This is a genomic window from Thiocapsa sp., assembly GCF_035467215.1.
Classification (GTDB): Bacteria; Pseudomonadota; Gammaproteobacteria; order Chromatiales; family Chromatiaceae; genus Thiocapsa.
Genome location: NZ_DATITZ010000285.1, coordinates 1 through 11,742 on the forward strand (window position 1 = coordinate 1; position 11,742 = coordinate 11,742).

General features: G+C 64.9%; 14 protein-coding genes. 11 read left to right on the forward strand and 3 right to left on the reverse strand.

What is annotated here, in order from left to right; genetic code table 11:
• From VLR48_RS16045 to minE, 5 genes are all read left to right on the forward strand, one after another.
• Window positions 1–353, forward strand: a 353-nt coding sequence (locus tag VLR48_RS16045; protein ID WP_325292756.1) for a recombination mediator RecR, incomplete at its 5' end; no start/stop codon positions are given.
• Between the two features lie 34 nt (window positions 354–387).
• Window positions 388–732, forward strand: a complete 345-nt coding sequence (locus VLR48_RS16050; protein WP_325292757.1) for a histidine triad nucleotide-binding protein — start codon at window positions 388–390, stop codon at window positions 730–732.
• Window positions 733–825: 93 nt separating this feature from the next.
• Entirely contained in the window at window positions 826–1,611 is a 786-nt protein-coding gene (minC, locus tag VLR48_RS16055; protein ID WP_325292758.1) for a septum site-determining protein MinC, read from the forward strand.
• 49 nt (window positions 1,612–1,660) lie between these two features.
• Window positions 1,661–2,470, forward strand: coding sequence for a septum site-determining protein MinD (gene minD, locus VLR48_RS16060; RefSeq protein ID WP_296697407.1), 810 nt, complete (start codon window positions 1,661–1,663; stop codon window positions 2,468–2,470).
• A gap of 3 nt (window positions 2,471–2,473) precedes the next feature.
• Complete coding sequence (gene minE / locus VLR48_RS16065) at window positions 2,474–2,743, forward strand: cell division topological specificity factor MinE (RefSeq protein WP_325292759.1); 270 nt, start codon at window positions 2,474–2,476, stop codon at window positions 2,741–2,743.
• Between the two features lie 216 nt (window positions 2,744–2,959).
• Here the strand turns inward: minE and VLR48_RS16070 are convergent, their stop codons facing one another.
• Both VLR48_RS16070 and VLR48_RS16075 read right to left on the reverse strand, forming a co-directional pair.
• Window positions 2,960–3,562 carry a L,D-transpeptidase family protein gene (locus VLR48_RS16070; RefSeq protein ID WP_325292760.1) on the reverse strand — a complete coding sequence of 201 codons (603 nt, stop codon included), beginning with the start codon at window positions 3,560–3,562 and terminating at the stop codon, window positions 2,960–2,962.
• A gap of 148 nt (window positions 3,563–3,710) precedes the next feature.
• The gene (locus tag VLR48_RS16075) at window positions 3,711–4,907 is read right to left on the reverse strand and encodes a class I SAM-dependent rRNA methyltransferase (protein ID WP_325292761.1); all 1,197 of its coding nucleotides are present in this window, start codon (window positions 4,905–4,907) and stop codon (window positions 3,711–3,713) included.
• A 213-nt stretch (window positions 4,908–5,120) separates the two neighbouring features.
• On the opposite strand from VLR48_RS16075, the gene VLR48_RS16080 reads away from it, so the two are divergent.
• Together VLR48_RS16080 and VLR48_RS16085 are read left to right on the forward strand one after the other, a co-directional pair.
• A complete protein-coding gene (locus VLR48_RS16080; RefSeq protein WP_325292762.1) occupies window positions 5,121–7,196 on the forward strand; it encodes a thioredoxin domain-containing protein in 2,076 nt (691 codons plus the stop codon).
• 135 nt (window positions 7,197–7,331) lie between these two features.
• A complete protein-coding gene (locus VLR48_RS16085; protein WP_325292768.1) occupies window positions 7,332–8,216 on the forward strand; it encodes a methyltransferase domain-containing protein in 885 nt (294 codons plus the stop codon).
• 227 nt (window positions 8,217–8,443) lie between these two features.
• Here the strand turns inward: VLR48_RS16085 and VLR48_RS16090 are convergent, their stop codons facing one another.
• On the reverse strand, window positions 8,444–8,935 hold the full coding sequence (locus tag VLR48_RS16090) for a methyltransferase (RefSeq protein ID WP_325292763.1): 492 nt from the start codon (window positions 8,933–8,935) through the stop codon (window positions 8,444–8,446).
• A 392-nt stretch (window positions 8,936–9,327) separates the two neighbouring features.
• Between VLR48_RS16090 and ybgC the strand changes: the two genes are divergently transcribed.
• The 4 genes from ybgC to tolA all read left to right on the forward strand — a co-directional run.
• Window positions 9,328–9,762 carry a tol-pal system-associated acyl-CoA thioesterase gene (gene ybgC / locus VLR48_RS16095; protein WP_325292764.1) on the forward strand — a complete coding sequence of 145 codons (435 nt, stop codon included), beginning with the start codon at window positions 9,328–9,330 and terminating at the stop codon, window positions 9,760–9,762.
• The gene (tolQ, locus tag VLR48_RS16100; protein WP_325292765.1) at window positions 9,759–10,433 is read left to right on the forward strand and encodes a protein TolQ; all 675 of its coding nucleotides are present in this window, start codon (window positions 9,759–9,761) and stop codon (window positions 10,431–10,433) included. The genes ybgC and tolQ overlap by 4 nt, the downstream gene beginning before the upstream one ends.
• Window positions 10,434–10,453: 20 nt before the next feature.
• Entirely contained in the window at window positions 10,454–10,897 is a 444-nt protein-coding gene (gene tolR, locus VLR48_RS16105) for a protein TolR (RefSeq protein WP_325292766.1), read from the forward strand.
• A 21-nt stretch (window positions 10,898–10,918) separates the two neighbouring features.
• Window positions 10,919–11,742, forward strand: an 824-nt coding sequence (gene tolA / locus VLR48_RS16110; protein ID WP_325292767.1) for a cell envelope integrity protein TolA, incomplete at its 3' end; no start/stop codon positions are given.

Below are 11,742 nucleotides of genomic sequence, written 5' to 3' on the forward strand. Positions count from 1 at the left end.
TGTGCATCGTCGAGCAGCCCTCCGAGATCCTGGCGATCGAGCAGGCGACGGAGTTTCGCGGACTCTATTTCGTGCTCGGCGGGCGGCTCTCCCCGCTCGACGGGATCGGCCCGGAGGAGCTGGGCCTGGACCTGCTCGACGCGCGTCTTGCGGGCGGGGAGGTGCGCGAGGTGATCCTCGCCATCAGCCCGACGGTGGAGGGGAGTGCGACGGCGCACTTCATTGCCGAGTCCGCCGATCGGCACGGGGTGAGTGCGACCCGCATCGCGCACGGTGTCCCGCTGGGCGGAGAGCTTGAATATCTGGACGGGGGGACGCTGGCGCTGGCCTTCAACGGTCGGCGCCGACTCTGACACCACTGGTCTCTTAACGGAGCGGATCGCAACGATGTCTGATACCATTTTCGGCAAGATCGCCAGCGGTGAAGTCTCGGCCGACATCGTCTACGAGGACGACGACCTGGTCGCCTTCCGAGACCTCAACCCGCAAGCGCCGACCCATATCCTGGTGATCCCGCGCAAGCCGATCCCGACCCTCAACGCGGTGCAGCCCGAGGATGCCGAGCTGATCGGCAAGCTCTTCCTGGCCGCGGCCAAGATTGCCGAGCAGGAGGGGATCGCCGCCAGCGGCTACCGGACCTTGATCAACTGCAACGCGGCGGCCGGGCAGACGGTGTACCACCTGCACCTGCACATCCTGGGCGGTCGCCCCATGCAGTGGCCGCCCGGCTGATCGATGTCGCAGCGCACCGCGCGTCACGGCGAGCGGCGACCTTTTGATTCATTCCAGCGGAGATCGACGGGCGTTTGCCCCGAAAGCAGCAACATGGCAGGGTATCAACGCACGTCTGTCGGGGATCGCCCCGCCGTCTTCGAGCTCAAGGCGGCCGGTTTCACGCTGCCGATCATTCGTCTGCTCGAGGCCGATATCGAGGCGGTCGCCGCCGAGCTGGGAGCCCGGGTGGAGCAGGCGCCGGAGTTTTTTCGCAATACGCCCGTCGTGATCGATCTGAGCGCCTTTCCCGAAGGCGGCGCCAAGGTCGAGTTTCCGCTCTTGGTCGGTCTGCTGCGCGGCTACGGCATGATCCCCTTCGGCGTGCGCGGCGGCAACAAGGCCCAGAACGAGGCCGCCGAGGCGATGGAGCTGGCGATCCTCGGCGAGCACGAGACCCGCGCGACGCGCACCGAGCGCGCCATCGCGCCCGAGGAGCCCGCGCCGAGCGCCCCAGCCGCGCCGTCGGTGCCGCAGGGCGTGCCTGCGGCAATCCCGCGTGCAGGAGCCGGTGCGGCCTTCACCTTGGTGACCCGACCGGTGCGCTCTGGGCAGCGCGTCTACGCCGCCGGCGGGGATCTGTCGATCATCGCCGCGGTAAGCTCGGGCGCGGAGCTGATGGCCGACGGCAACATCCATGTCTACGGCCCGTTGCGCGGTCGTGCGCTGGCCGGCATGAAGGGCAACACGGATGCGCGGATCTTCTGCCAAGACCTTCAGGCGGAGCTGGTGTCCGTCGCGGGGCATTACCGAGTGAGCGAGAACATCCCGAGCGAGCTGCGCGGCGTGCCGGTTCAGATCTATCTGGACCAGAAGATCCTGAGAATCGAAAAACTTTGACCCGACGCAGGGTTGGGCGATGGACCATCCCATTTTGGAGGCGGCTACTTTGGCGAGAATTATTGTGATCACCTCGGGCAAGGGCGGGGTCGGCAAAACGACCACGTCCGCCGCGTTGGCTATGGGACTGGCGCAACGCGGTCATCGCACGGTTGTCATCGACTTCGATGTGGGCCTGCGCAACCTGGATCTCATCATGGGTTGCGAGCGCCGTGTCGTCTACGATTTCGTCAATGTCATCAATCAGGAGGCCAACCTTAACCAGGCCCTGATCCGCGACAAGCGTTGCGACAACCTCTATGTGCTGCCGGCCTCTCAGACCCGCGACAAGGATGCGCTGACCAAGGAGGGTGTGGGGCGGGTCCTCGAGGAGCTGGCCCACGGATACGATTTCATCGTCTGCGACTCGCCGGCGGGCATCGAGCACGGCGCGACCATGGCCATGTACTATGCCGACGATGCAATTGTGGTGACCAATCCCGAGGTCTCCTCGGTGCGGGACTCCGACCGCATGCTTGGGATCCTGTCGAGCAAGTCGCGACGGGCGGAATCCAACGAGGAGCCGATCCGCGAGTTTCTCCTGCTCACCCGCTACGATCCGGCGCGGGTCGAGAAGGGCGAGATGTTGAGTGTGGACGACGTGCAGGAGATCCTGTCGCTGACCCTGATCGGCGTCATTCCGGAGTCGAAATCCGTCCTGACCGCATCCAACTCCGGCGTACCCGTGGTCCTCGATCGGGAGAGCGATGCCGGCAAGGCGTATGCCGATACGGTCGCTCGCTATCTGGGCGACGAGGTGCCGCACCGTTTTCTCCAAGTGGAGAAGAAGGGCTTCCTGAAGCGCTTTTTCAGAGGCTGACCTATGGGCTTACTCGACTACTTCCGCTCCTCGCGTCCGAAGGGCTCCGCAAGTGTAGCCAAGGAGCGGCTGCAGATCCTGGTGGCCCACGATCGCACCCAGCGTGGCCGTCCCTCCTATCTCCCCAAGCTGCAGCAGGAGATCCTCGAGGTCATCCGCAAGTACGTGGAGGTCGACATGAATGCCGTCTCCGTCAAATACGAGCAGGAGGACAGTCATGAGGTCTTGGAGTTGAATATCGTCCTGCCGGATACGGCCCAGGGCAGGATTTAAGGCAATGTCACACCGTGATGGACGCGATGGGTAGAGCGAAGCGAAACCCATCCTCCGAACCACGGCGTTGCCGGGTTTCGGTCCGATGCCCTCGGTGCGGGCTGGATGGGTTTCCTTTGTGGGATTCTTTGAGCTAAACCGGGCAAGCTCCAACGGTCGTCAAGCCTACCGAGACCGATCCCATCCAAAAACATCGCATGCCGCGTCGGGCGCGGTTTAGGGCAGAATCTTGATTGGCGTGCCGTCCCGCACCATGGCCCAGATCTCGTCGATCTCGTGGTTTTGCACGGCGATGCAGCCCTGTGTCCAGTCTCGGTTGGCATATTGTCCGCGCAGCGCTTCGGACTGGACGTAGTTCGGAAGCCCGTGAATCATGATCATCCCGCCCGGGTTGGAATAACCGAGCGAGCGACTGACGAGCTTGTCGCGCTCGTTCGGGTAGGAGATGTGGATCGATTTGTAGAAGTTGCTGTTCGGGTTGCGCCAGTTGAGCAAATAGTCGCCGATCGGGGTGCGCTGGTCTCCCTCGCGAAACTTGTGACCGTCCGGTGATCCGCCGAGCGCGATCCGGTATTCGCGGATCACCCGCCCGTTGTTGTGCAGCTCGAGCTTGCGCTGCGATTTCTTCACGACGACCTTGTCCGCGTGGCTCGGCTCGACCGTTGCCATCTTCGTCGAGCTGCCGCAGCCGGCGAGTCCCAAAGCCCCTGCAACGGCGAGCGCCGCCAATAGGTATCGGGCCCGATGCGCACGCTGATCGGGTCGGCGGGTCGGGTGCTGGGCGATGGCGGTCATGGGGTCTTTCGCGTCGGTGTGCATGAGTCTGATCCGGTATCTGGAAGGGTGCAACGGCGTCGGCCGTGCTCAAAAGCAACACGCGAAAGTGTAGGTAACCGCATGACAAAACGCCATCTTGTTTGGCGATTTTTCGATCTGAAAATCCCGAGCCGAGACCCGGGATCGCCGGTCAGAACTCGGGAAGGACGCGGAAAAAGAGCGTCTTGAGATAGGCGGTCTCCGGGATCGCGGGATGCACCGGATGGTCAGGCCCCTGCTGTCCGGTCTCCAAGAGCTGCAGGGTGCGCCCGGCGCGGCGTGCCGCCTGCTGGACGGTCCGCACAAAGACGTCGCGGCCCATGTGGAAGGAGCACGAGGAGGTCACCAGCAGGCCGCCCGGCTCCAAGAGTTCCATCCCGAGTCGATTGAGCCGCAGATACGCCTGCATCCCGTCCTTCTCGTCCTTGCGCCGCTTGATGAAGGCGGGCGGGTCGAGGAGCACGGTGTCGAAACGGGCGTCCTCCTCGCGCAGGGCGCGCAGCACCTCGAAGGCGTCGCCATGTCGGCCTTGAACGCGCTCCGCCAGCCGGTTGCGCGCCGCATTGTCGGCGACCCGCTCGAGCGCCGGCAGCGAGCTGTCGACGCAGACGACCTGCTCGGCGCCCAATGCCGCGGCACGCAGACCCCAGGCACCGATGTAGCTGCAGACATCCAGGACGCGCCGACCGACGCCGTAGCGAGCCAGACGGGTGCGGTTCTCCGCTTGGTCGAAGAACCAGCCGGTCTTCTGGCCGGTCAGGGGCGAGACGAGAAACTCCAGATCGTTCTCGATCAGGGGCAGGGTGTCCTCGGGCGAGCCCAGGATCACCTCGACGCCCTGGGTTAGGCCCTCCATCTCGCGCACCGAGGTGTCGTTGCGCAGCACGATCGCCTTGGGGCGCAGCACCTGCTCGAGTGCGGCGATGATCTCGCCTTGCACCCGCTCCATCCCGGCGGTGGTGATCTGCACGGCGAGCAGATCGCCGTAGCGGTCGACGACCAGGCCCGGCATCCCGTCGCTTTCCCCGAAGATCAGCCGATAGAAGGGCTGCGTGTAGAGCCGCTCGCGCAGGGCCAGCGCATCGTGGATGCGCTTCAGCCACAAGGTCGGGCTCAACGGCTGGGTGGGATCGCGACTGACCACGCGCGCGCAGATCAAGGAATGCGGATTCGCGTAGCCGTGACCGATCCAGCGATCGTGATCGCTGCGGATCGCGACCGGCTGACCCGGCTGGAAATCCTTCAACGGCGTGGCCTTGGTGTCGACCTCGTTGCTGTAGATCCAGCAGTGTCCGGCGATGAGGCGGCGTTCCTGGTCTTTGCTCAGGATGAGGGGTTGGGTCTTCATGATCGGATGTCCTGTGGTGTCTGGGCGCTTGTCGTCTTGCGCGGTCACAGACTATCAGAACCGGCCGAGGTCGGCCGGGGCATGGAAAGGGGAGTCGGCAGAACCCGTCTTGTCTGAACAGCCGCCAGCCATCAGCCATCAGCGCACTTTGACCCTTCACCTTTCACCTTTCACCCTCATCTCCCAACCATCCTTCAGCTCCCGGGTCCCGCCATGTCGAACGCCCATCCGTCCCCGACCGGCCATGCCAACCGTCTGGCCGCGACCACCAGTCCCTACCTCCGTCAGCATGCGCACAACCCCGTGGATTGGTGGCCTTGGTGCGATGAAGCGCTCGCCCTGGCGCGCGCGACGGATCGGCCGATCCTGCTCTCGATCGGCTACTCGGCGTGTCATTGGTGCCATGTGATGGCCCATGAGTCCTTCGAGGATCCCGGCACGGCGGAGCTGATGAACCGGCTTTTCGTCAACATCAAGGTCGACCGGGAAGAGCGGCCTGACCTCGACAAGATCTATCAGACCGCACACCAGCTGCTCGCGCGACGCCCCGGTGGTTGGCCGCTGACGGTGTTTCTGATGCCGGCCGATCAAAAGCCCTTCTTCGCCGGGACCTATTTCCCGCGCGAGCCGCGTCACGGTCTGCCGGCGTTCAAGCAGCTGATGCAGGGCATCGAGAGGGCCTACCGCGAGCAGAAGACGGCCATCGAGTCGCAGAACGACAGCCTGATGGCGGCGCTCGCGGAGCTGGAGCCGCGCGCCTCGGACGCGCTGCCCGAACGCTCGACGATCGATGCGGCACTGCAGCAGCTTGACGAGAGCTTCGATCCCGAGCACGGCGGATTCGGCGATGCACCCAAGTTTCCGCATCCGACCAACCTCGAGCTTCTGTTCAGGCATGCGGCGGACACGTCGCCGGCCGGTGAGCCCGCTCGGTCGGCGCTCGAGAAGGCCCTTTGGACGCTCGAGCGGATGATCCGCGGCGGACTGACGGATCAGCTCGGCGGAGGCTTCTATCGCTATTCGGTCGACACGCGTTGGATGATCCCGCACTTCGAGAAGATGCTTTACGACAACGGTCCGCTCCTCGCTCTCTGCTGCGATGCCTTCGCCGTGACCGACGACCCCTTGTTTCGGGATGCGGCCGTCATGACCGCGGACTGGGTGCTGCGCGAGATGCAGTCCCCGGAGGGCGGCTACTGGTCCAGCCTGGACGCCGACAGCGAGGGCGAGGAAGGCCGATTCTATGTCTGGGATCGCGAGGAGATCCAAGCCTTGGTGGCACCGGCCGAATATGATCCCTTCGGCGCCGTCTATGGTCTGGATCGCCCGGCCAACTTCGAAGGGCGCTGGCACCTGCACGGGTACCGCACGCCCGAAGCCGTCGCCGGCGAGCTCGGGCTGGAACCGGCACGGGTGCTGGCCCTACTCGCTGCCGCCCGCGCGGCCCTCTATGTCGCACGCGAGCGGCGCGTTCGCCCGGGCCGGGACGAGAAGGTCCTGACCGCCTGGAATGCGCTCATGATCAAAGGTATGGCGCGTGCCGCGCGCACCTTCGATCGCCCCGATTATCTGGAGTCCGCCGAGCAGGCCCTCGCCTTTATCCGCGGCACACTCTGGCGCGAGGGTCGGCTGCTCGCGACCTACAAGGACGGCACCGCCCACCTCAACGCCTATCTCGACGACTATGCCAACTTGCTCGATGCGCTGCTGGAGCTCTTGCAGACACGTTGGTCACGAGCCGATCTCGACTTTGCACTTGCCCTTGCGGAGGTGCTCCTGGATCAGTTCGAGGACCCGATCGACGGCGGCTTCTGGTTCACCGGCCGCGATCACGAGACCCTGATCCACCGCACCAAACCGCTCGGCGACGAGGCCGTCCCGTCGGGCAACGGCATCGCTGCCGTGGCGCTCCAGCGCCTCGGCCATCTCGTCGGCGAGCCGCGCTATCTCGCCGCGGCCGAGCGGACCCTGAAGCTGGCGGCCGAGTCGATTGGCCGCATGCCCTATGCCCACGCGACGCTCTTGTTCGCGCTCGACGAGTGGATCGACCCGCCCGAGACCCTGGTCATCCGCGCGGGCGACGAGCGTCTCGACGCCTGGCGCCGAGAGGCCCAGCGCGGCTACCGACCGCGACGGTTCGTCCTGGGCATCCCGACCGAGGAGAGCCATCTCCCCGGCACGCTCGCCGCCATGGTGCCCGGCGAGCGCCCGCGCATCTACCGCTGCCGAGGCACACAGTGCGAGCCGCCGACCGAATCACTCGCCGATGTGTTGAATCAAACCCCGTAGCGGAGCAGTGCAGAGATACCAAGACCATCCGAGATCATTTTCGTTGTCGTTGTCGCATTCGTGGTCGTAGTCGTATCGATGGTCGATTACGACAACGACAACGACGGCGGCCTCGCCCACCAGCAGGTCACCCCCATGTCGACAGCCCGGCCGTTTCGACGGCATCTCGCCTATCTCGATTGGCTCTACAACCCCTTCAGGTCGTGGGACGTCACCCGCGTCTACGATCTCCTGTCCACGGATGTAGCCACCGAAAACGGGCTCTATCTCAATCTGGGGTACTGGACCGGCGAGCAGACGCTGGACGAAGCCTGCCAAGCGCTTGCCGCCTTGGTGGCGGAGCGCGCATCGATGGGCCCCGGCGATCGGGTGCTCGACGTCGGCTTCGGCTTCGCCGACCAAGATCTCTACTGGCTTCGGACCTATGGGCCGGATCACATCCAGGGCCTGAACATCACCGCCTCGCAGGTGGCCGTCGCGCGCGGGCGGGTCAAAGACCTCGGTCTCGAAGAGCGCATCGACCTGCGCGAAGGCTCGGCCACGGACATGCCGATGCCGTCGAACTCAGTCGACACCGTCGTCGCCTTGGAGTGCGCATTCCACTTCAAGACCCGCGAACGCTTCTTCGAGGAGGCTTTCCGTGTTCTGCGCCCGGGCGGCCGGTTGGTCACGGCCGACATCATCCCCATGCCGCTGTCCGACGACTGGCGTACCCGCCTGAAACAGCGCTGGTCCTGGAGACTGGTTGCGAGCAAGTTCGCGATCCCCGCCGAAAACGTCTACACGCGCGACATCTACGCGGAGAAGCTCGAAGCCTGCGGTTTCGAAGATGTCGAGGTCGCCTCCATCCGCGATCGCGTCTACAACCCCCTGCACGACTATCTTTCGAGACATCCGGAAACGCTCGAGCGACTCCACCCCGCAACCCGACTTCCGGCCCGACTCGCACTCGGCATGAGCGCCGAGAGCGTTTACGGCGGTCTGGACTATGTGCTCGCCGCAGCCCAAAAACCGCTTTAAACCACTTTAAACCGCGCCTCTTTGTGACATGCGAGGTCTTGCCGGGGGATCACCCTCACGACGACGAACGGGCTCACACCTGGCGCGGTTTAAAGAAATGAAAAACAATGCTTTTAATCTCCTAAACCGCGTCGACTCAAACGGTCTCGAAACCATCCAAGGCCGACCCGGCGCGACGAGCACGAAGAAAAGCTCGGACGCGGTTTAGTCTCGGACGCGGTTTAGCGCTAATAAAGAAAGGGGACGAGCTTCTTCACCCCCTTCGCATACTCCACATACTCCGGATGACGTTCGGTCAACCAACCTTCTTCCTTGCTGGCCTTGTAGTCGAAAAAGAAGAAGCCGATGACCAGGATCGCAAGGTGCGGGATGCTGAGCGTGAAGAGCACCCAGCCCGCCGCAGCGAAGAGCTGACTGCTGTAGAGCGGATGGCGAACCCGGGCGTAGACGCCGTGCTTGACCAGCTGGCTGTGATCCACCGGATAGGGCAGGGGGGTCAGATACTCACGGATATGGAGCGAGCCAAAACCGCCGAGGACAAGGGCGACCGCCCAAAAGGCGATCAATGCCGGCCAGCGCACGGGCGCGAGCGCATCCAGCAACGCCGGGGTCGCGAGCGGATTCCATGCAGGGGTGAAGAGAAAGGCGAAGAAGACCACGAATTGCAGCACGACGAGATATTCGCCGCGGTGGCCCTTCAGGAACGAGAAACGGGTCATGTCGAGGTCCTTGTCGGAGGTTGAGCGCCGGCGACCGTCTGTCGGGTCGCGAAGACAGGCATTGTCTGACATCCGGGAGGTTGTGCCGAGCGTCGTGCGGCACAAGCGAACGAGACCCGGGTGTCGACCTGAGCCACTCGTGCAGCACTGCAGGTATGTCGTCGAGACCGTTCGTTGTCGTTGTCGTTGTCGTTGTCGTGATCGACCATCGGGACGACTTCGACAACGACAACGACCATGATTTCAGGCGGTCTCGGACTCTCTGCAACCACTCGCCTTCGCCGCCCGCTTCGACGTAAGGTGCCCGAACAGGTGCTTTCCGGTACACTCCCGCGGTTTGAGTCAATCCCAAACATGCGGTCCGCACCGTGCCGACATCGAGCGATCCCCGGTTGTTGACCTTCACCTGGCCGGTGCGCGTCTATTACGAAGATACCGACGCGGGCGGTGTGGTCTTCTACGCCAATTATCTCAAGTTCATGGAACGGGCGCGCACCGAATGGCTGCGCGCCGTCGGCTACGAGCAGGATCTCTTGCGCGCGCGTCGCGGGATCCTCTTCGCCGTGCGACGCGTGACCATCGACTACCTGGCGCCCGCGCGTCTCGATGAATGTTTGAGCGTGACCTCCAGGTTGGTGCGGGCGGGCGGTGCGAGTCTGGAGTTCGACCAGCAGGTGATGCGCGACAGCGACGCTTCCTGCTGCTGCCGAGGCGCCGTCAAGATCGCCTGCCTGCATGCCGACACCCTGCGCCCGGCGCGTCTGCCCGGCGATCTCTTGTCCGAGTTGTTGCCGTTCGCGAGCGGTCCAGCGGAGCCCCTGTCATGACGTCCGATCTGTCCTTGTTCAACCTGATCCTGCAGGCCAGCCTGGTGGTCCAGTTGGTTTTGCTGGTGCTGGTGCTCGCCTCCGTGACCTCCTGGACGATGATCCTGGACCGCGGGCGCGTGCTCTCGAGCGCGCGCAAGAGTGCCAACGCCTTCGAGGAGCGCTTCTGGTCCGGCGGCGATCTCAGCGCGCTCTACAAGGATCTGAGCGAGAACCGCAAGGGCGAGCATGGCCTGCCGTCCATCTTCCGCGCGGGCTTCAAGGAATACGTACGGCTGCGCAAGATCGAGGGCAACGACCTGATGGCCGTACTGCAGGGCAGCGAGCGCTCGATGCGCGTCGCACTCAGTCGCGAGATGGACCGTCTGGAGACAAGCCTCACCTTCCTGGCGACGGTCGGCTCGACCAGCCCCTACATCGGCCTCTTCGGCACCGTCTGGGGCATCATGCATGCCTTCCATGCACTTGGAAATGTCGAGCAGGCCACCCTCGCATTGGTCGCGCCGGGCATCTCGGAAGCGCTGGTCGCCACCGCCATCGGTCTCTTTGCGGCCATCCCCGCCGTCATCGCCTACAACCGCTATTCCTATCAGGTCGAGCGTCTCAACAGCCGCTACGAAGAGTTCATGGAAGAGTTCTCCACTCTCCTGCAGCGCCAAGGCCGCAACTGAGCGCTCGAGGACTCCCGCAGATGCTCAAGCGCACCCGTTCCAGACAACGCCGCCGGCCGATGGCCGAGATCAATGTCGTGCCCTACATCGACGTCATGCTGGTGCTGCTCGTCATCTTCATGGTGACGGCGCCCCTGATTACGCAGGGTGTGAAGGTGGCGTTGCCGCAGGAGAAGGCAGGCGGGATTCCGAGCCCGACGACCGAGTCGCTGATCATCACGGTCGATGAGTTCGGCGACTATTACATCGATGTCGGAGACGAGAAGAACGCCCCGGCCAGCGAGCAAATCCTGTTCGACCGCATCCGTGTCGTGCTCGAATATACGCCCGAAACGCCGATCCTGGTGCGTGCGGACCATCGGGTCGACTACGGGCGTGTCGTTCGCGCGATGGTCGTGGCTCAAGCCGCAGGAGCGCCCGAGGTCGGTCTGGTGACGGTGCCGCCGGAGCGCCGCGAGCGCTGACGCGGCGGCACGAGCTCCGACATGTGGCAGATCCTGAGGCAGAACCCGAGGGCTTTTTATTGGTCGTTGGCTCTGCATGTCTTTTTCGCCCTGCTCTTCTTTGTGGGCGTCAAGCTCGAGCGGCCGATCACGGAGGCCGGGAGCAAGCCGCGCGTGGTGCAGGCGACCATCGTGAGCGATGCCGCGCTCGAGGCGATGGTCGCGGAGTTTCAGGCCGAGCAAGCGCGGCGTCCGGCCGGTCCGGAGGTCAGTCGCGAGGTCGGTACGCAGATCAGCCCGGAAGCGCAGGAGCCGCGGGATGCGGCGACGCTTGAAGACCTGAGCGCGGCCGAGGCCGTTCGGCTCGAAACCGAGCGTCTCGAGGCCGAAGAGGCCGAGGCGGAGCGTCAGGCCGACGTCGAACGCGAGGAGGCGCAGCGCCTTGCCGAGGCCGCTCGCGCCGCCGCCGAAGCCGAGCGACTGGCAGCGGAGGCCGAAGCGGCTGCAGCCGAGGCCGAAGCGCGCCGTCAGCTGGAGATCGACCGCATGGCCGAGGCCCAGCGCCGAGCGCAGGCCGAACGAGAGGCCGAGGAGGCCGCTGCCAGGGCCGAGGCCGAGCGACGCGCCGAAGCCGAGCGACGTGCAGAGGCCGCGCGACGTGCCGAGGCCGAGCGCTTGGCCGCCGAGGCCGCAGCCGCCAAGGCCGAGGCGGAGCGTCTGGCCGAAGAGAAGCGACTCGCTGCGGAGGCTGCGGCCCGCGCCGAGGCGCAACGCCGATCCGAGGCGGTCCGCGCCGAGGACGAACGCCGCGCGAGGGCCGAGGCCGAGCGCCGTGCCGAGATCGAGCGTCGCACGGAGGCGCAGCG

What these genes read in the sequence shown, in the direction of transcription:
- VLR48_RS16050 (WP_325292757.1), top strand. Translation starts at nt 388, where the DNA reads ATGTCTGATACCATTTTCGGCAAGATCGCCAGCGGTGAAGTCTCGGCC.
- minC (WP_325292758.1), top strand. Translation starts at nt 826, where the DNA reads ATGGCAGGGTATCAACGCACGTCTGTCGGGGATCGCCCCGCCGTCTTC.
- minE (WP_325292759.1), top strand. Translation starts at nt 2,474, where the DNA reads ATGGGCTTACTCGACTACTTCCGCTCCTCGCGTCCGAAGGGCTCCGCA.
- VLR48_RS16070 (WP_325292760.1), bottom strand. Translation starts at nt 3,562, where the DNA reads ATGCACACCGACGCGAAAGACCCCATGACCGCCATCGCCCAGCACCCG.
- VLR48_RS16075 (WP_325292761.1), bottom strand. Translation starts at nt 4,907, where the DNA reads ATGAAGACCCAACCCCTCATCCTGAGCAAAGACCAGGAACGCCGCCTC.
- VLR48_RS16080 (WP_325292762.1), top strand. Translation starts at nt 5,121, where the DNA reads ATGTCGAACGCCCATCCGTCCCCGACCGGCCATGCCAACCGTCTGGCC.
- VLR48_RS16085 (WP_325292768.1), top strand. Translation starts at nt 7,332, where the DNA reads ATGTCGACAGCCCGGCCGTTTCGACGGCATCTCGCCTATCTCGATTGG.
- VLR48_RS16090 (WP_325292763.1), bottom strand. Translation starts at nt 8,935, where the DNA reads ATGACCCGTTTCTCGTTCCTGAAGGGCCACCGCGGCGAATATCTCGTC.
- tolQ (WP_325292765.1), top strand. Translation starts at nt 9,759, where the DNA reads ATGACGTCCGATCTGTCCTTGTTCAACCTGATCCTGCAGGCCAGCCTG.
- tolR (WP_325292766.1), top strand. Translation starts at nt 10,454, where the DNA reads ATGCTCAAGCGCACCCGTTCCAGACAACGCCGCCGGCCGATGGCCGAG.